Source organism: Hyphomonas sp. J20-32 (genome assembly GCF_055808555.1).
In genome coordinates this window covers 2,314,871-2,333,328 of the sequence record NZ_CM147873.1, presented here as the reverse complement: position 1 = coordinate 2,333,328, position 18,458 = coordinate 2,314,871, and the positions used below count along the sequence as shown (strand labels likewise).

At 61.4% G+C, this 18,458-nt stretch carries 18 protein-coding genes; 10 read left to right on the top strand and 8 right to left on the bottom strand.

Annotated elements, in window-relative coordinates; translation table 11 throughout:
• The first annotated feature begins 1 nt into the window (after nt 1).
• The 4 genes from AC0L7I_RS11355 to AC0L7I_RS11340 all read left to right on the top strand — a co-directional run bounded on the left by AC0L7I_RS11355 (nt 2) and on the right by AC0L7I_RS11340 (nt 3,851).
• Nucleotides 2-943, top strand: coding sequence for an alpha-E domain-containing protein (locus tag AC0L7I_RS11355; protein ID WP_473396538.1), 942 nt, complete (start codon nt 2-4; stop codon nt 941-943).
• 3 nt (nt 944-946) lie between these two features.
• Nucleotides 947-1,744 (top strand): transglutaminase family protein, encoded by a 798-nt coding sequence (locus AC0L7I_RS11350; protein ID WP_473396537.1) that lies wholly within the window; start codon nt 947-949, stop codon nt 1,742-1,744.
• A 38-nt stretch (nt 1,745-1,782) separates the two neighbouring features.
• On the top strand, nt 1,783-2,514 hold the full coding sequence (locus AC0L7I_RS11345) for a proteasome-type protease (RefSeq protein ID WP_473396536.1): 732 nt from the start codon (nt 1,783-1,785) through the stop codon (nt 2,512-2,514).
• Nucleotides 2,515-2,651: 137 nt separating this feature from the next.
• Complete coding sequence (locus AC0L7I_RS11340) at nt 2,652-3,851, top strand: CaiB/BaiF CoA transferase family protein (protein ID WP_473396535.1); 1,200 nt, start codon at nt 2,652-2,654, stop codon at nt 3,849-3,851.
• A 24-nt stretch (nt 3,852-3,875) separates the two neighbouring features.
• Here AC0L7I_RS11340 and AC0L7I_RS11335 read toward each other — a convergent pair whose 3' ends face one another.
• A complete protein-coding gene (locus AC0L7I_RS11335; RefSeq protein WP_473396534.1) occupies nt 3,876-4,754 on the bottom strand; it encodes a LysR family transcriptional regulator in 879 nt (292 codons plus the stop codon).
• Nucleotides 4,755-4,862: 108 nt separating this feature from the next.
• Here AC0L7I_RS11335 and AC0L7I_RS11330 point away from each other — a divergent pair, with 108 nt between their 5' ends.
• The 3 genes from AC0L7I_RS11330 to mmsB all read left to right on the top strand — a co-directional run bounded on the left by AC0L7I_RS11330 (nt 4,863) and on the right by mmsB (nt 8,317).
• The gene (locus tag AC0L7I_RS11330; protein ID WP_473396533.1) at nt 4,863-6,362 is read left to right on the top strand and encodes a CoA-acylating methylmalonate-semialdehyde dehydrogenase; all 1,500 of its coding nucleotides are present in this window, start codon (nt 4,863-4,865) and stop codon (nt 6,360-6,362) included.
• Nucleotides 6,363-6,367: 5 nt separating this feature from the next.
• Nucleotides 6,368-7,144: an enoyl-CoA hydratase-related protein gene (locus AC0L7I_RS11325; protein WP_473396532.1), complete on the top strand. Its 777-nt coding sequence runs from the start codon at nt 6,368-6,370 to the stop codon at nt 7,142-7,144.
• 282 nt (nt 7,145-7,426) lie between these two features.
• Nucleotides 7,427-8,317: a 3-hydroxyisobutyrate dehydrogenase gene (gene mmsB, locus AC0L7I_RS11320; RefSeq protein ID WP_473396531.1), complete on the top strand. Its 891-nt coding sequence runs from the start codon at nt 7,427-7,429 to the stop codon at nt 8,315-8,317.
• On the opposite strand, the gene AC0L7I_RS11315 is transcribed toward mmsB, so the two are convergent.
• The 4 genes from AC0L7I_RS11315 to AC0L7I_RS11300 all read right to left on the bottom strand — a co-directional run bounded on the left by AC0L7I_RS11315 (nt 8,314) and on the right by AC0L7I_RS11300 (nt 12,393).
• Nucleotides 8,314-9,111: a crotonase/enoyl-CoA hydratase family protein gene (locus tag AC0L7I_RS11315; protein WP_473396530.1), complete on the bottom strand. Its 798-nt coding sequence runs from the start codon at nt 9,109-9,111 to the stop codon at nt 8,314-8,316. The two genes, mmsB and AC0L7I_RS11315, sit on opposite strands and share 4 nt — an antisense overlap.
• 214 nt (nt 9,112-9,325) lie before the next feature.
• Nucleotides 9,326-10,135, bottom strand: coding sequence for a TIGR03084 family metal-binding protein (locus tag AC0L7I_RS11310; RefSeq protein ID WP_473396529.1), 810 nt, complete (start codon nt 10,133-10,135; stop codon nt 9,326-9,328).
• A 5-nt stretch (nt 10,136-10,140) separates the two neighbouring features.
• Nucleotides 10,141-11,703, bottom strand: a complete 1,563-nt coding sequence (guaA, locus tag AC0L7I_RS11305) for a glutamine-hydrolyzing GMP synthase (RefSeq protein ID WP_473396528.1) — start codon at nt 11,701-11,703, stop codon at nt 10,141-10,143.
• Between the two features lie 69 nt (nt 11,704-11,772).
• Complete coding sequence (locus AC0L7I_RS11300) at nt 11,773-12,393, bottom strand: M15 family metallopeptidase (protein ID WP_473396527.1); 621 nt, start codon at nt 12,391-12,393, stop codon at nt 11,773-11,775.
• Nucleotides 12,394-12,539: 146 nt separating this feature from the next.
• On the opposite strand from AC0L7I_RS11300, the gene AC0L7I_RS11295 reads away from it, so the two are divergent.
• On the top strand, nt 12,540-13,604 hold the full coding sequence (locus AC0L7I_RS11295; protein ID WP_473396526.1) for an aspartyl/asparaginyl beta-hydroxylase domain-containing protein: 1,065 nt from the start codon (nt 12,540-12,542) through the stop codon (nt 13,602-13,604).
• Here AC0L7I_RS11295 and AC0L7I_RS11290 read toward each other — a convergent pair.
• Complete coding sequence (locus tag AC0L7I_RS11290; protein WP_473396525.1) at nt 13,601-14,905, bottom strand: RsmB/NOP family class I SAM-dependent RNA methyltransferase; 1,305 nt, start codon at nt 14,903-14,905, stop codon at nt 13,601-13,603. The two genes, AC0L7I_RS11295 and AC0L7I_RS11290, sit on opposite strands and share 4 nt — an antisense overlap.
• A gap of 118 nt (nt 14,906-15,023) precedes the next feature.
• Here AC0L7I_RS11290 and AC0L7I_RS11285 point away from each other — a divergent pair, with 118 nt between their 5' ends.
• Nucleotides 15,024-15,326: a DUF1330 domain-containing protein gene (locus AC0L7I_RS11285; protein ID WP_473396524.1), complete on the top strand. Its 303-nt coding sequence runs from the start codon at nt 15,024-15,026 to the stop codon at nt 15,324-15,326.
• A gap of 10 nt (nt 15,327-15,336) precedes the next feature.
• Nucleotides 15,337-15,936: a GNAT family N-acetyltransferase gene (locus AC0L7I_RS11280; RefSeq protein WP_473396523.1), complete on the top strand. Its 600-nt coding sequence runs from the start codon at nt 15,337-15,339 to the stop codon at nt 15,934-15,936.
• Here the strand turns inward: AC0L7I_RS11280 and AC0L7I_RS11275 are convergent.
• On the bottom strand, nt 15,846-16,154 hold the full coding sequence (locus tag AC0L7I_RS11275; protein WP_473396522.1) for a hypothetical protein: 309 nt from the start codon (nt 16,152-16,154) through the stop codon (nt 15,846-15,848). The genes AC0L7I_RS11280 and AC0L7I_RS11275 overlap by 91 nt on opposite strands.
• A 752-nt stretch (nt 16,155-16,906) precedes the next feature.
• The gene (gene guaB / locus AC0L7I_RS11270) at nt 16,907-18,364 is read right to left on the bottom strand and encodes an IMP dehydrogenase (RefSeq protein ID WP_473396521.1); all 1,458 of its coding nucleotides are present in this window, start codon (nt 18,362-18,364) and stop codon (nt 16,907-16,909) included.
• Nucleotides 18,365-18,458 lie beyond the last annotated feature (94 nt).

The following is an 18,458-nucleotide window of genomic DNA, read 5'->3' as shown; positions in this document are numbered from 1 at the left end:
AATGCTAGGCAAGACGGCAGGAGGACTCTTCTGGTTATCTCGGTTTCTCGAGCGCAGCGAAAACACCGCGCGCCTTGTCGAAGCGGGTTTTCGCATGGCACTGACGCGTGCGGCCTCGGGCGAAGACGAATGGGCTTCGGTCCTGACCACAGTCGGGTGCCTCGATGCCTATCTTGCCAGGCACGAGACTGTCGCACCAAACACGGCGGTGGATTACCTTCTACGTGACAAGACCAATCCCATGAGCGTCTATTCGGTCATGCAGATGGCGCGCGACAATGCCCGCGCCACACGCACCGCGCTGACGCGGGAAGTATGGGAAGCCGTCAATGACGGATGGATGCTTTTACAGGACATGCTGAAGCGACCCGTTCCTCAATCCGAACTTCCAGCCGTACTGTCCAGCATCCGTCAACAAAGCGCGCTCGTTCGCGGAGCGCTTCAGGGCACTATGCTGCGCAATGACATTTTCAGCTTTTCCCGGATCGGGGCGCTGATCGAGCGGGCCGACAACACGGCGCGCATTCTCGATGTCAAATACTATGTCCTCCTCCCTACGGGGGCACCGGTCGGCTCGTCACTCGACAATGTGCAATGGGAAATGATCCTCCGTTCGGCCTCGGCTGAACGCTCTTTCCACTGGCTGAACCCCGGCAACGCGAACCCGACTGCAATCGCGGAATTCCTCATCCTTGACGCACGCATGCCCCGGTCCCTGGCATTCTGCTACGATGAGTTGATCGCCTGCCTAGCCAACCTCGAGAAAGACTATGGTGACCGCCGCCCCAGCCATGACCTCGCGGCTGCATTGGAAGCCAGCCTCACCGGGAAGTCGATCGACGACATTATTGAATCCGGGCTGCACGAGTTCATACGTGAGTTTCTGCGGAACAATGCGGCCCTCGCTACGCAGATCGAAACAGATTACAGGTTTTACGAATAAGCCATGCGACTTCATATCAGCCACAAGACGCACTATTCCTACGACCAGCCCGTTCCCTACGGACTGCAACAGGTCAGGCTGACTCCGAAATCCTGCGCCACGCAAACAGTCGACAACTGGACGATCAAGATTGAAGGTGGCCGGGAAGAATGCGTTTTCGACGACCAGCACGGCAACCGCGTACAGCTGATCAGCCTTGATGCAGGCCAGCAGGCGATATCTATCACGTGTTCAGGCGATATCGACACAGTGCCGACGAACGGCGTAGTCGGGCCGCATTCGGGTTTCGCACCCCTCTGGTACTACAAGCGCCAGACGCCTCTTACCCGACCGGGTAAGTTGATTCGCAAGCTGGCCGCTGACATGCCCGAAAACCCTGACCGGATACGACGCCTCCACGACCTGTCGGCCACGATTCGCGAAGCTATCGCCTACGAAACAGACCGCACCGATTCTGGCACTACCGCAGAAGAAGCGCTCAAGGTCGGCCACGGCGTATGCCAGGACCATGCGCATACATTTGTCAGTGCGGCGCGCCTGCTCGGAATTCCCGCGCGCTATGTCAGCGGATACCTGATGATGAACGACCGGATCCAGCAGGAGGCCAGTCATGCCTGGGCCGAGGCCTATGTCGCGGATGTCGGCTGGATCGGCTTTGATGTGTCGAACGTCATTTCTCCCGATGAACGCTATGTGCGCGTCGCCACCGGGCTGGACTATGACGAAGCCGCGCCGATTTCCGGAATCGTCTTCGGCGGCGCTGCTGAATCCCTGCTTGTCTCCTTGCAGGTCCAGCAGTAACGCTGGACGGAATCGTCGAAAATCAGCACAGGACTCGCATGACCTACTGCGTCGCGCTTCGCCTCGATAAAGGCCTTCTCTTCATGTCAGACACCCGGACGAATGCCGGCGTCGACAACATTTCGACATTTCGCAAGATGTTCACCTGGTCCGTAGAAGGCGATCGGGTCATCACCATCATGACGGCTGGAAATCTGGCCACGACACAGGCCGTTATCAGCCTGCTGGATGAGCGCTCCGTCGTCCCGGCCGAACGCAAGCAGACGCTCCTCGCCGCCCCCACCATGTTCCAGGTTGCACGCCTCGTTGGCGATACGCTGAAGGAAGTGATCCACTCCCAGGCTGAAGACCAGCAAGGTGCGGAAAACACGTTCGGTGCGACGATGATCGTCGGCGGCCAGATCCAGGGCATGGAACCGCGGCTCTTCCTGATCTACCCGGAAGGCAATTTCATCGAGGCGAGTGACGAGACGCCGTTTTTCCAGATTGGCGAAACCAAGTACGGTCGTCCCATCATCCTGCGCGCATTTGATTCCGCCATGAGCTTCGAAGACGCTATCAAACTACTCTACGTCTCGTTTGACTCTACCCTGAAAGCCAATCTCGCTGTCGGTATGCCGCTCGATCTGCACGCCTACAGGATCGACACGTTCGAGACTGGCATCCAGCGTCGGATACCGTCAGACGATCCGTATTTTCACACAATCTCTTCGGGTTGGGGCGAAGCCCTCAAGGAGGCGTTCGAGAAACTTCCGGACTTCACCTTCTGAAAGCGGCGGCTCTGCCGGAATATGAGCACTTGTCGCGAGGTCAACGCGCCTCTACGGCGGTCTCTCCCCTTCCCTTTTGAGCGTCCAGCGTTCAAACCTTGTCCCAGAAAATTGATAAAAGGGTCAGAGGTCCAGGAATGCTCGAAGGTCTGAAAGTCATTGAATACGCCACATATATGGCCGCGCCGGGTGCAGGCTGCATCCTTGCCGACTGGGGCGCGGAAGTCATCAAGATCGAGCCACCCGGCGGCGACCCCATCCGCAACTTTTTCCGCACCATCGGCACGGATTACCAGGACAATCCGGTCTTCGATTTTGACAATCGCGGAAAGAAATCCATCGTCGTCGACACCACAACGCCCGAAGGACAGGACATCGTCCGCAAGCTCGCGGCCGAGGCCGATGTCTTCCTCACCAATGTCCGCCCCGGTGGCCTCACACGTTCCGGCATGGACCATGAGAGCCTGCGCAGCCTGAACCCGAAGCTCGTTTATTGCTCTCTGACCGGCTATGGGCTCGAAGGCCCGGACGCTGACCGGCCCGGCTTCGACATTGCCAGCTTCTGGAGCCGAACGGGCGTCGCCCGGCTGACCATTCCAAAGGGTGAAGATCCCTACGCGCTCCGGACGGCCTTCGGTGACCATACCACGTCCATGTCGGCAGCCGCCGGGATCTGCGCCGCTTTGGTCGAGGCGCAGCGTACCGGCAAGGGACGCCTCGTGGAGGCCTCCCTGTTCCGTACCGGACTCTATGCCATGGGGTCGGACTTCGCGATCCAGCTCTTTTTCGGCCGCATTGCGTCGACAAAAAGCCGGACCGAGCAGATCGTCCCGATCTCAAATTTCTACAAGACGAAGGACGATCATTGGATATGCACCGTCGCGCGCCAGGGCGATGTCGATTGGGTGCCTATGTGCAAGGTGATCGACCGCGAAGACCTCTCCGAGGACCCGCGCTTCGTCACCGCCAAGGGGCGGCGCCAGAACATGGAAGAAGTCATCGCCATTATCGACGAGGGATTTGCCAAATATACCAAGGCCGAGATTTCCGAGCGGCTCGACGCCAATTCGATCGCCTGGGCCCCGGTCCAGACACTCGGTGAGGTAGCACAGGACCCACAGGCTTTCGCATCGGGCGCCATCGTGCAAACACCGAGCGCCAAGGGTGACGGATCGACCTATCCGGCTCCCGCCTCTCCCGTTCGCTTTCCCGGCGCGGATGACGGCCCAAAGGGGCCGTCGCCCAAAATGGGCCAGCACACGAAAGAGGTCCTGGCATCGCTCGGGATCTCGGAAGCGGACATCAAGGCAATGTACGACGCGTCCGTTGTCGCCTGACCAGTCTTCATCGCACGAGTTGCGCTAGAATTCCGCCTGCCGCTTTTTGACCAATCTCGCGAGATAATCCGAAAGCACCTTGATGCGCGCCAGGCCGGCGACATCTTCGTGGATGGCAAGCCAGAATGACCGCTTCACGTCGATCTCGGCCTGCAGGATCGGCACGAGATCGGCGTGACGGGTCGCAATGAACTTCGGCAGGATGCACAGGCCTGATCCGGCCCGGGTCATTTCCATCTGCGCGATGATGCTGGGACTGGACAATCCGGGATGAAGCCCCGGAAGGACTTCGTCGAAGTACCGCAACTGCGGCGAATAGATGAGGTCGTCGACATAGCCGATCAGCTTGTGGTCGCTCAGCGCTTCGACGGTTGCGATCGGTCCGCGTGCCGCGAGATAGTCCTTGCTGGCATAAAGCTGCAACGAATAATCGGTCAGCTTGCGCACCTTCATCCGGCCGGCCTTCGGGCGCGTCAGCAGGACAGACATGTCCGCTTCGCGCTTCGGCACGCTCACCAGTCCCGACAGCGAGATCAGGTCGATCTCGATTCCCGGCCACTCGGCCACGAACTCCGACAGCGCCGGCGCAATGAAGGCCGTGCCAAATCCTTCCGTGACGCCCAACCGCACCTTGCCGACGAGCGAACGTTCGCCGTCTCCGGTGTCACCAATGCCCAATGTAATCGCTTCGATAGCTTCGGCGCGCTCTGCCAATGCTTCGCCTTCCGGCGTCAGGACATGGCCCCGCCGCGTCCGTTCGAACAGTGTCTGGCCGACATCGGCCTCCAGTCGCCGCAGGCGCCGGCTGAGCGTGGTCGGGTCCTGATGCAGGACGGCGCCAGCGAGGTCGAGCTTCTGTTGGCGGCTCACCACAAGGAATAGCTTCAGGTCGTCCCAGTTCATTCTGCGTTACCTGCAAAAACACAGGTATAAGCTGCATTTATGTTCATTTACCAGACGAAACACTGGTCTTAAGCTGGCGCAAAATGGCAATCAGAGGGATCAGCGCCCATGCGTGACGTTCATCATTTCATCGATGGCAAACAGGTCGTCGGCAAGTCCGGTCGCTTCGGAGACATTTACAACCCCAATACGGGTGAGATTCAGGCGCGGGTCCAGCTGGCGACCGAAGCCGAACTCGGCGCCGCCGTCGCCAGCGCCAAGGCCGCGTTCCCGGCCTGGTCGATGATGAATCCCCAGCGGCGCGCCCGCGTCATGTTCGAGTTCAAGCGCCTGCTTGAAGCCAATATCAACGAACTCGCCGAACTCCTCTCTGCTGAACATGGCAAGGTCGTTGCCGATTCAAAGGGCGACGTTCAGCGCGGCATCGACGTCGTTGAATTCGCCTGCGGCATCCCCCACCTTCAGAAGGGCGAATATACCGAAGGCGCCGGCCCCGGCATCGACGTCTATTCCATGCGCCAGCCGCTCGGTGTCGTCGCTGGCATCACCCCGTTCAACTTTCCCGCCATGATCCCCTGCTGGATGTCGGCTGTCGCCATCGCCTGCGGCAACACCTTCATCCTCAAGCCATCAGAGAAAGACCCGTCCGTCCCGCTCCGTCTCGCGGAACTGCTCATGGAAGCCGGCGCCCCGGCTGGCGTTCTCAACTGTGTCCATGGCGACAAGGTCTCAGTCGATGCAATCCTCAAGCATCCTGACATCAAGGCCGTCAGCTTCGTTGGCTCGTCCGACATCGCCCAATACGTCTACAGCCTCGGCACCAGCCACGGCAAACGCGTCCAGGCCATGGGCGGCGCGAAGAACCACGGCATCATCATGCCGGACTGCAACATGGAACAGGCCGTCAAGGATATCGTCGGCGCGGCCTATGGCTCGGCCGGCGAACGCTGCATGGCGCTGCCTGTCGCCGTGACCGTCGGCAAGAAAACCGGCGACGAATTCGTCGAGCGGATGATCGAGGCAGCCCGCGGCCTGAAGGTCGGCATCTCGACCGACACGGATGCCCATTACGGCCCGGTCGTCTCGGCCGCCCACAAGGCCAAGATCGAATCCTACATCCAGATGGGCGTCGACGAAGGCGCCGACTTGTTGATGGACGGTCGCGGCCATACCTTGCAGGGCCACGAGAACGGCTTCTTCGTCGGCCCGTCCCTGTTCGACAATGTGAAACCGCATATGCAGTCCTACAAGGAAGAGATTTTCGGCCCTGTCCTGCAGGTTGTGCGCGCTGAGACTCTGGAAGAGGCCGCCGCCCTGCCGTCCAACCACCAGTATGGCAATGGCTGCGCCATCTTCACCTCCAATGGTCGCGCCGCGCGCGAGTTCGCCGCGCAGGTCAATGTCGGCATGGTCGGCGTCAACGTACCGATCCCTGTGCCTGTCTCCTACCACACGTTCGGCGGCTGGAAGCGCTCAGCCTTTGGTGACACAAACCAGCACGGCCCCGAAGGCGTGCGATTCTGGACGAAGATCAAAACGGTCACCCAACGCTGGCCCGAAGGCGACGAAATCGGCGACCAGGCCTTCATCATTCCAACAATGGGTTAAGCGACATGGCAAACTACAACACGATCACTTTCGAGCACGGGAATCGCGTCGCGCTCGTCACACTGAACCGGCCCGAAAGCCTCAACGCGCTGAATGCCGAGACGATGGCCGAGATCGCCGCCCTGTTCGTAGAGATCGACCGTAACCCGGACATTGCTGTCACCGTCCTCACCGGTGAAGGCCGCGCCTTCGCCGCTGGCGCCGACATCAAGGAGATGCAGCCGCAGGGTTTCTCCGACATGTATATGGAAGACTATTTCGCCGGCTGGGACCGGTTCGCTGCCAGCCGCAAGCCGGTCATCGCTGCGGTCAACGGTTTCGCCCTCGGTGGCGGGTGTGAGCTGGCCATGATGTGCGATCTGATCATCGCGTCCGACAAGGCCAAGTTCGGCCAACCCGAGATCAAGCTCGGCGTGACGCCGGGCATGGGCGGCTCGATCCGCCTCACCAAGGCCGTTGGCAAGGCCAAGGCCATGGACATGGTCCTCACCGGCCGCATGATCGATGGCGCTGAGGCGGATCGCATCGGCCTCGTCTCCCGTGTTGTGCCGCATGACAACTTGATGGAAGAGGCGATGAAAGCCGCGAATGAAATCGCGTCCTACTCCCTGCCATCTCTCATGGCTGCCAAGGAAATGGTCGGCCGCGCCCTCGAACTGCCTACAACCGAAGGCGTCCGCTTCGAACGCCGCCTGTTCCAGGGCCTGTTCGGTACCGCAGACCAGAAGGAAGGCATGGCCGCCTTCACCGAAAAGCGCCCGCCGCAATTCAAAGACAAGTAGGCAATGGGCGATGAAGCTGTCGGCTATACAACGCAAGGCTCTCGTATGGGTAACGATGGCTGCGCTGCCGATCGTAGGGTTTGTAGCTTGGTTGGTATATTGGCCGAACGACAAGGTCGACAGCTGTCTGGATCGTGGCGGAGCTTGGGTTTACAGCCAAAGCACTTGCGTTTGTAGCTACACAGATCGCGGAGCTTATTCAGATAATCCTACTGAAGAGCAGCTTGCGCTCAGAGCCGAGTGCGCGCGAAAACCTCAAGGAAAAGATTGGAAGAGAACGCCATGACCAAAATCGCTTTCATCGGCCTCGGCAATATGGGCGCTGGCATGTGCGCCAATCTCGCAAAAGCGGGCCATCAGGTCCGGGCCTTCGATCTCAACAAGGAGGCCGTTGCCAAGGCGGAAACATTCGGCGCCAAAGGCGCCGCCAACGTGGCAGAAGCGGTTAGCGATGCCGAAGTCGTTGTGTCCATGCTGCCCGCTGGCAGGCACGTCCTCAGTGTCTATTTCGGCCCCGATGGCGTTGCCGCGCATGCGACCAGCGGCGCGCTTTTCCTCGACTGTTCGACCATCGCCGTTGAAGACGCCCGCGAGGCGGCGAAACAAGCCGAAGCTGCCGGTTTCACCATGGTGGATGCCCCGGTTTCCGGAGGGACGGCTGGCGCCGAGGCCGGCACGCTCACCTTCATGTGCGGCGGACCGGACGAAGCCTTCGCCCGCGCAAAGCCGCTGCTCGAAAAGATGGGCAAGAACATCTTCCATGCCGGTGGCAGCGGAAACGGCCAGGCCGCCAAGATTGCGAACAACATGCTGCTCGGCATCTCGATGATCGGTACGGCGGAAGCTTTCAACCTTGCGGAAAAGCTCGGCCTCGACGCCCAGACATTCTTCGACATCTCCTCGACCGCCTCCGGCCAGTGCTGGTCGATGACGTCCTATTGCCCCGCGCCCGGACCCGTCCCCACATCCCCGGCAAACCGTGACTACCGGCCCGGTTTTGCGGTTGCGATGATGCTGAAGGACCTCCACCTCGCCGCCGAAGCGGCCAAGGCGTCAGGCGCTGACATTCGCCTCGGCGAAATGGCCGAGGCGATTTATGCCAAGCTGGACGAGAAGGGCTTTGGCGGCCTCGACTTCTCCGGCGTCATCAAGGACGTACGTGGCGAGCTCTAGCGGCCCTTGAATTCGGGCTTGCGCTTTTCGAGGATCGCATTGACGCCCTCGATATGGTCCTCGGTCTCGTGCATCAGCGCCTGCGCGGCGGCCGACATTTCCATGATCGTGTCATAGGACGCTGTGTTCGCCTGGCGCATCAGCGTCTTGGCGAGGCGCAGGGCCTGCGGCGGCTGGCCGGCAATCCGCTCCGCCAGCTTCATCGCTTCGCCCATCAGTTCGTCTGCCGGATAGATCTCCGACACGAGGCCCCATTCCTTCGCGGTTGCGGCATCGATCACGTCACCTGTAAACAGGAGTTGCGCTGCGCGTGACGCGCCGATCAGGCGCGGTAGCAACCAGGCACCACCGTCGCCCGGAATCAGGCCCAGCTTCAGGAAGGTCACGCCCAGTTTCGCATGGTCCGCCGCCAGCCTCACATCGGCCATGCAGGCAACATCGCAGCCAAGGCCGATCGCCGGGCCATTGATCGCCGAAATCAGTGGTACTTCCAGATTGTACAACGACCGCACGATAACATGGATATTGTCCCGGTATCCGGCGCGCACGTCATACGGCTTTCCGCCGAACGCGCCTGAGCGTTCTTTCATTGCCTTGACGTCACCGCCGGCCGAAAAGGCCCGCCCTGCCCCGGTCAGCACGGCGCAGCGGATCGACGCATCGTCCACGATCTCCTTGCACACGGCCGCCACGGCCGGGCCGTCACCCGCCTGCCCCAGCGCATTCATCATGTCCGGCCGGTTCAGCGTCATGATTGCTATGGGGCCGCGCTTTTCGAGAAGGAGGATCGACATGTCTTTTGTCCCTGATTGTTTTGCTTTGTCTGCTGTGCTGGCAGGCAGAGGGCGATTTGTCCACCGCTCCTTCAGCGGCATCAGGTCCGCGTGAGGCAGAATGCGAACGTTGCTTCACCCAACAGCGCCGCGATGCGTGACAAAAAGAGCCTCAGGCTCGGCAGCTGATCAAGACGCGGGCCCGATGCCCTCGCAACGGCATATTATTCGTAGTCTATTTCGCGTGAGGCACAACGTCCTGCGTCTTGCGCACACCCGGCGCGGGGGGCGTCTCCGGCCTTCCCGCGAAACATTGCGCGAAACCCATCCACTGTGTCGCGATCGGGCCTGTCACGACAAGTCCCGTATCGGCAATGTTCCGCGTCTGCGTCACGACCTGGCAGAAGTCTTCCGCAAGTCCCTCGACACGCTCTACCGCGCTCTCCTCGCCATAGGTCCACACCTCACCGGACGGCGCCGTCAGCACGACGAAGGGCATGGTCTCAGGTATGTCGAGCTTGCGATTCTTGTACGTCCAGCCAAACGTATTGATCCCGAGCACGACGATATTGCGTATGCCATCCGTATTCTGACGGACCACGCCGAGCTGGTCGTAGACTTCCTGCCCGTGCGCCCAGGTCTCCATCAACCGCGCGGTGATCGACGAGCGTGCACTCATGTCCGGGCCGACCCATTTCAGACGCGCCTTGGGATCCGCCGATGCGTACGCCTGCGCTGCAGCCTCGGCCTGGGTCATCCACACCGCCAGCAGAGCCTGCCCGTGCGCATTGTCCACATGCGCCATTTCAACCGGGCGCATGCCGCCTGCGCGCGCGATTTCACCCATCTGGGCGACCAGCAAGGCCTCGTCATTCAGTTGCAGCCACGCCATCCAGTTCCAGTAGTGGAGGTGGCGAAGCACATCGTTGAGCGTCCAGCCCTTGAACGCCGTCGCCTGTTCGAAAGCCGCGTCATCAAGCGGCTCAAGCAAAGCGTACAGCGCCTTGCTCTCGTTCAGGAAGTCCCGGGCCTGCGGCATGCTCATCGCTGTCACTCCCACTCGATCGTGCCGGGCGGCTTGCTGGTCACGTCATAGACGACCCGGTTGACGCCCTTCACCTCGTTGATGATGCGCGTGGCGACCCGGCCGAGGAACGCATGCTCGAACGGGTAATAATCCGCCGTCATGCCGTCGGTAGAGGTCACGGCCCGCAGGGCCAGCACAGCCTCATAGGTCCGCTCGTCGCCCATCACACCGACCGTATTTACCGGCAGCAGCACGCTGAACGCCTGCCAGATTTCGTCGTACAGGCCTGCCTTCTTGATCTCGTCGATATAGATCAGGTCTGCCTTGCGCAACGTGTCGGCCTTTTCGCGCGTGATTTCGCCGGGAATGCGGATCGCCAGTCCCGGACCCGGGAACGGGTGGCGCCCGACAAAGGCTTCCGGCAAGCCCAGTTCACGACCCAGCGCCCGCACCTCGTCCTTGAACAGTTCGCGCAGCGGCTCGACCAATTTCATGTTCATGCGTTCAGGCAGGCCGCCAACATTATGGTGGCTCTTGATCGTCACCGAAGGCCCGCCAAGCGCCGAAACGCTCTCGATCACGTCCGGGTAGAGTGTGCCCTGCGCCAGGAAATCGGCCCCGCCGATCTTCTTCGCCTCGGCCTCGAACACGTCGATAAACAGGCCGCCGATGATCTTGCGCTTGCGCTCGGGATCAGACACGCCTGCCAGCTTGCCGAGGAACAGGTCAGACGCATCCACGTGTACCAGCGGGATATTGTAGTGCTCCCGGAACAGGCTCACGACTTCTTCGCTCTCATTCGCGCGCATCAGGCCGTGGTCGACGTACACACATGTCAGCTGTTCGCCGATGGCTTCATGGATCAGCACGGCCGCGACCGAGGAATCCACGCCGCCCGACAGGCCGCAGATCACCCTGCCCTTGCCGACCTGCGCGCGAATCTTCTCGATCGCCTCGGCCCGGTAAGCCGCCATGGTCCAGTCACCCTTCAGGCCCGCCACGCCATGCGTGAAGTTGCGCAGGATCTGCGCGCCATGTGTCGTATGCACGACTTCCGGATGGAACTGCGTCCCGTAAAAATTACGCTCCGGGTCCGCAATGATGGCATAGGGCGCGCCCGGCGACTTGGCGATCACGCCGAAGCCCGGTGCCATCTCGGCCACATGGTCGCCGTGGCTCATCCAGACTTGCTCATGATCGCCGCTTTTCAGCAGGCCATCGAGGAACGGGTCGTCCACAACCTTTTCGATGAAGGCCCGTCCGAACTCTCGGCTGGTACCACCTTCGACCCGCCCGCCCAGCTGGTGCATCATCACCTGCTGGCCGTAACAGATGCCGAGCACCGGGATGCCCGCCTCGAATATTGCCATGTCGGCCATCGGCGCATCGTCCCAGTAAACGCTCGACGGCCCGCCCGACAGGATCACGGCTTGCGGGGCATAGGCATCGAGAAACGCCTTATCGACCTTGTTGAACGGGTGGATTTCGCAATAGACGCCGCTTTCACGCAGGCGCCGGGCGATCAATTGCGTTACCTGACTGCCGAAATCGACGATAAGGGCGCGTTCGTGTCTTTGCTCTGTCATGGCGCCGTTTAGCTGAGTCCCACCTCACCGGGCAAGCCTGAAAGGCGTAATCGGGAGCAAATCTCGGCGTCACACATACGGTTCACCCGTTTCGAACCGTTTGCGTATCTCCGAAATCTTCCTGTACGCGCTCGCAAGCTGGTAATGTGGCGGATCGGGATAATTCTTCCAGGCCCCGCCCCATTCCAGTCCATCTGCCAGCGCGCGCCCGGCAAGGTCGCGGTAGGCCGGATCATCCTGCGGCTGGTCACCATTCATGTAACGGCCGCCCTCGAACAGGGCGACATCCCAGGCGATCCCGAAATTGTGGTTGCTCTGGCCGCCCTTTGCCTTGGTCACTTTCGGTCCCGGCGGACCGCCCCACCGGCCCTTGGCATACAGGTCATCCTGCTCGGCATAGGTTCGCGTGCCCGAGATGATCCGGACCGCGTAAGGAAAGCCAGCGGCCTTGCCCAGGAATTCCCGCGCCATCCTCTGCGCCTTGATGTGCAGGCCGAGAATGTTGCCTTCCGAGCGCACATCGAACGCGCCCAGTTCATCACGCAGTGCGGCGCTGGCTGCCAGGAAAGCGTCGTCTGCCGCACCCGTATTCTTGCCCCACATCCCATCCAGGCCTTTCGGGTCGAACCCGGAAGCCTTCAGCAGGCGCTGGCGGAACAGCACCTCTTTCTTGTTCAGTTGATAGCTCATGCTGGTCCCCTCAGCGAATTCGCCGATGCGACTCGGCGAAGGGGCAGGATACACATTCCTCGCCCCTCGGTCAGCCAGCGCCCTCGATAATCCGCGTCAGATTCCCACGTATTGACGTCGCCCGTCCTATCCGGCCATGTCGCGGCATGACCAGCTTGCCCACACAAGACGCCCTGAAACAGGCCGCTTTCGACCATGCCCGCAATGGCCGACTGGCAGAAGCGGAGTCCAGCCTGCAATCTGTCCTGCGCGAATCCCCGCGCGATCTTGGCGCCTTGCTCCTCCTCGGCGACGTCCAGCACGCCGCCGGCAGGACTCAGGATGCCAGCCGGGCCTATGGCGGCGCCATGCAGGTGGCGCAGATGCAGGGCGGCCCGGTGCCAGATGTCTTCAAGCCGGGCCTCCGGCGCGCCGCTGCCCGGCTTGGCGAGTATGCCAGCCAGTATGAAGCCTTTATCGCGGCCGCGCTGCCGCCCACGTCCCGCTCGCCGCGCTTCGACCAGTCGGTCGGCATCCTGCTCGGCAAGGCGCAGATTCATCTTCAGCAGCCGACCAAATACTATTTTCCAGAACTGCCCCAGATCCAGTTCTACGACAGGTCCGACTTCGACTGGGCACCCGCCCTCGAAGCGCAAACGCCTGCCATCCAGCAGGAACTGCACGCAGTCCTCGGCGACCACGCCGCATTCCGGCCCTATCTCGAGCGCGACGAAAGCAAGCCCCACGTCAAAAGCCACGACCTCGTCGGCAATGACGACTGGAGCGCCTTCTACCTCTGGAAGGACGGCGCCCGCGTCGAGGAAAACTGCGCCCGCTGCCCGGTCACGGCGGCCGCATTCGAAAACCTGCCACTCGACTACCTGCCCGGGCAGGCGCCATCGGTACTGTTCTCATTGCTGAAGCCCGGCGCGGCGATTCCGCCACACCATGGTCTCATCAACACGCGCCTCATCTGCCACCTGCCCCTTCTCGTGCCGGGACCGGCATGGCTGCGTGTCGGCAACCAGACCCATCACTGGAAAGAAGGTCAGCTCGTCATCTTCGACGACAGCATCGAGCATGAGGCAAAGAACGAGGCCGACCAGACACGGGTCGTCCTCCTCTTCGACATCTGGCGCCCGGAACTCTCCCTGCAGGAACGCGAGGAAGTCACCAAACTCCTCGGCGCCATCGCCCAATATTCCGGCGAGGCCGTTGTCAGCGGCAACTAGGCCCGGCGTAGGACCGCAAAGAAGAACCCGTCTGTCCCGGCCCGGTGCGGTGTCAGGCGTACGCTGCCCGTCGGAGTCCGGAATCGCTGCACATTGTTCGCGCCCTCATCCGTCAGCAGGCCTGATGCAATTGCCGATGCCGCCGCGTCTTCTTCGGCGAACTCAGGATGGGCTGCTAGGAATTCGGCGACGCGATCCTCGTCCTCTTCCATCAGGAACGAACAGGTCGCGTAGACGAGACGCCCGCCCGGCTTCACGAAGGCGCTCGCCTTCTCAAGGATATCAGTCTGTTCGGACATGCGCTTTTCCAGCTGGCCCTGCTTGACGCGCCACTTGGAATCCGGCCGCCGCCGCCATGTTCCCGTTCCCGTGCACGGCGCGTCGACGAACACGCAATCCATCAGCCCAGTCAGAGTGTCGAGTTGAACCGCCTCGCTCGGATGCACCAGTTGCACATTGGTCGCGCCGGATCGTTTCAGGCGCGGGATCAGCGCGCTCAGGCGTTTGCCATCGATGTCATAGGCAAAGATCTGTCCCTTGCCCTTCATCTGCGCTGCCAGCGCGATCGTCTTGCCGCCGCCGCCGGAACAATAGTCCAGCACCTGCTCGCCCGGCTGGGCATTCGCAGCCGCCGCCGCGATCTGGCTGCCCGCATCCTGCACTTCCACCCAGCCCTTGGAGTAGGCCGGAATGCTTTCAAGACTCGCTTCGCGCTCGCTCGGGTCTTTCGCTGGAATGTGAAACGCATTGTGTAACAGGCGCGATAGCTCGGCGTTTGCGCTCTTCAGCGGAAAAGCGGCCTTTTCGGCATCCACTTTCAGCGTGTTGACGCGCAGGTCCACATCGGCCCGCACGGCCATGGCCTGGGTCTCGGCAGCCACATCCTCACCGAACACGCGCACCATCATCGGCGTCATCCATTCTGGAAAATCACCTTGAACATGCAAAGGCGCTGCGCGGTCCATTTGGCCAGCAAGGCGTTCGCGCTCATCCGGCGTCAATGGCTCCGGGCCATGCTCGTCGCCCGCCGCCGCGTCCATCTGGTCGATATCCCAGTCCCAGACAAACCCCAGCGTACCAAGCACCAGCGCGCGCGGGCTATCGTCATTCATGCGAAAGGCGACTGAATTTCGCTTGCGCAGCGTGTCCAGCACCAGGCCAGACACCATCGCCCTGTCCTTGCTGCCTGCATAGCGCGCGCTCTTGCCCCAGTCGCGCATGGCCGTCTTGACCGGCTGGTGCCGCTCCAGCACGTCCGTCAAAACCTCGATTGCTGCGCTGATCCGCCCGCCATTCCGCATGAGTCACCTTTTTTCATCGTTTGGTGGACGCTTTACGCGCGCTTCACTAACATGGAAACAAACAGACACTTCAAATTGTGTAATCTTACACTTGGCTTTGCAGGTTCGAGGAGATGTCGTGGCCGTCTACATCGTCGCCCAGATCACGATTACAGACAGGGAAACGTACAGGAAATACGAGCAGGGCTTCATGGACGTATTCAATCGCTATGGCGGTCGCCTGCTGTCCGTAGACGAAAACGCGCATGTCCTTGAAGGCGACTGGAATTGCACACGCACCGTCCTCGCCGAATTTCCCAGCAAGGACATCGCGCTGGAATGGTATAACTGCACCGAATACCAGGCCCTCGCTCCCTTCCGCCACAAAGGGGCAACCAGCAAAGTTGCCCTGATCGAAGGCTTCCCGGGGCTCCCCGGCTGAAAGGCATGTGATGGAACTGGACCTGCCAGAGGGCGTACGCGCCGCAACGCCTGCCGACTGGCGCCAGCTGGGCGACATTACTGCCGAAGCCTTCTTCGAAGACCCGGTGAACGAATGGATATTCGGCACGCCACGCGCCATACAATCGGCCTTCACCGTGCTCGCGCGCGACGTCTATTCCAAACGCGGCCAATGCTATCTTGCCGGCAATGGCGGCGCGGCGATGTGGTGTACGTCCGAAACCAATCGCAACCTGCCGACCCTGTCCATGCTCGCGCTCGCTGCCGGTGTCGCGCGCTGGGGCACAAAGGGCGCCGTCAAGCGTGCGATCACGGCTGGCGAAACGATGGACACCAACCATCCGCACGAGCGGCACATGTATCTTTTTACGATCGGCACACGGAAATCAGCGCGCGGACAGGGCGTCGGCAAGGCGCTGATCCGCCCCATACTTGACGCCTGCGACCGGGAACAGCTGCCAGCCTACCTTGAGAACTCAAATCCCGCCAATACCGGATTCTACGTGAGCCACGGCTTTGAGCGCATGAAATTGTTCGCAGTGGGCGAAGGCTCGCCGGCGCTCGAGGCAATGTGGCGCGTGCCCCGCTGAGCAGATTTCTTGCGCCAGTTCCAGTCCGGATATTTCTTCAGCAGCGCCCGCGCATCCGGCTCGTTCAGGATGGCGGTCCGCAATCCGGCTGAACTGCATTCATGTTTGGCCAGGCGTTCGGTCATGCCAAACGTCTCGTCGATCCAGACGACTTTCTTCAATTCGCCCTTGGCATTGTAGCCAAACGCAGCGCGGACTTCCTGTCTTCGGCACCCCATCGGATACTCTCCTGTGTGTCGCGCAAAGTGTTCCGCGCTGTCGTTCGTTTCACCTTTTCTGGAACGAATTTGTCCCGTCGTGTCGCGACGCCCCAACCGGTCAAAGTCCCGGTATGAGACGCTGCGCCAGAACGCCGCAAGACCGACGCCAGACTAGGTGTTTTTACGGAAGTTTCGCCTGTGAGGGGATTTAAAGTTTGCAAACCGCTCGCAATTCGCGCAACCGACGAACTCGCGTGACCGGAAACAGGACCTGAGGCCGCGAATGGCGCCCAACATCACGTCTTGGCCGCACGTCGCAAATACTTTCGCGGCACAGGTCACGGTCGTGGGTGACGCCCCGGCAACGTGCGCCTTCCAAGGAACTCATACTGAGCGAAGTCGAAGGACGAAGTCCGTGCGTGTGGTACGATCCGCTCAGCCCGCCCGCACTTCATTTTTCTCATGTCCTCTCGTCCCCGCAATGGGCGCATGCATTACGCGGAATGCTGAGGGCCCAAGCTTGAAGCAGGTTCCGTTTGCCCCAATTCGGATCCTTCGGTCCGTGGACCCACCATACAACGCCACAGTTCTGGCACTTAAGGAAAAGTGCCCAGAAGCAGACAACGAAATGAATGCCAAAACCGGCCAAGATCGGCCACCATGCGCTCATGAGCAGCGCGAGAGCTGGTCCAAGCACGAGCATTGTAAAACTGCCCGAAATAACGGCGCTCCAATACTTTAACCGAAGCGGGTCCTTTGGTTCAGGCACCCTACCCCCGGCTCACCGAATAGTTCGGCGATTCGCGCGTCATCATCACGTCGTGCACATGGCTTTCCTGCAGGCCCGCGCCAGTGATCTGCACGAACTCGGCCTTCTTGTGCAGCTCGTCGATATCCTTGGCGCCGACATAGCCCATCGCCGCGCGCAGGCCGCCGACCATCTGGTGCAGGATCGGGCCGACTGGCCCCTTGAACGGCACCTGGCCTTCGATGCCTTCCGGCACCAGCTTGTCGGCTGCCGCATCCTTCTGGAAATAGCGGTCAGCCGAGCCGCGCGCCATCGCGCCCAGGCTGCCCATGCCGCGATACGCCTTGTAGCTGCGTCCCTGGTACAGGAACACTTCGCCGGGCGCTTCTTCGGTGCCGGCGAACATGCTCCCCATCATCGCGGTGGCCGCGCCGGCGGCCAGCGCCTTGGCAAAATCGCCAGAGAACTTGATGCCGCCATCGGCAATGATCGGGATACCGGATTTTTGCGCCGCGTTCGCGCACTGCTCGATCGCCGTCAGCTGCGGCACGCCGACGCCAGCCACGATCCGCGTCGTACAGATCGAGCCCGGCCCGATCCCCACTTTCACCGCATCTGCTCCGGCATCGATCAGCGCCTTGGTCGCTTCCGCCGTCGCCACGTTCCCGGCAATGATCTGCACTGCGTTCGACACTTTCTTCGCCCGCCGCACGGCATCCGCCACGCTGATCGAATGGCCGTGCGCCGTATCGATCACCACGGCATCAACGCCGGCCTCGATCAAGGCCATCGTGCGCGCAAAGCCCGCTTCGCCGACCGTGGAAGCAGCCGCCACGCGCAGGCGTCCAGCCGCATCCTTGGCTGCGTTCGGGTTCACGGCGGCCTTGTCCATGTCCTTGACCGTCAACAGGCCCAGGCACTTGCCGTCATTGTCGACGATCAGCAGGCGCTCGATCCGGTGCTTGTGCAGCAGGGCCCGCGCCTCGGCCGGATCGGTATCCATCTTCACGGTGACGATGTTGCGCGTCATCAGGCTCGCCACGGTCTGGTTCAGGTCCTCGGCAAAGCGCGTGTCGCGATTGGTGATGATGCCGACGACCATGCCGTCCTTCTCGACAACCGGGATTCCGGAAAAGCCGGTCCGCGCTTTCAGCTCGCGCAGGTCGCCCAGCGTCGCAGTTGGCGCGATTGTCACCGGGTTCATCACCACGCCGCTCTCGTATTTCTTCACCATGGCCACTTCGCCCGCCTGCTCCTCGATGGAGAGGTTGCGGTGGATCACGCCGATGCCGCCCGCCTGGGCCATGGCGATGGCGAGACGCGCCTCGGTTACCGTGTCCATGGCGGCAGAGATCAAGGGGATGTTCAGGCCGATGGACTTGGTCAGGAACGTCGAGACGTTCACATCGGCGGGTAAAACCTCGCTCGCGCCGGGCTGCAGAAGCACGTCGTCGAAAGTGATGGCTTGTCGGATTTTCATGTGGGGAGCTCCCTTTTTGGCCTAGTAAGGGAGTCGCGAAGGGTTGTGAAGCCCCCACTGCAAATTCCCCGCAGACCACAACCACAAGTTTATG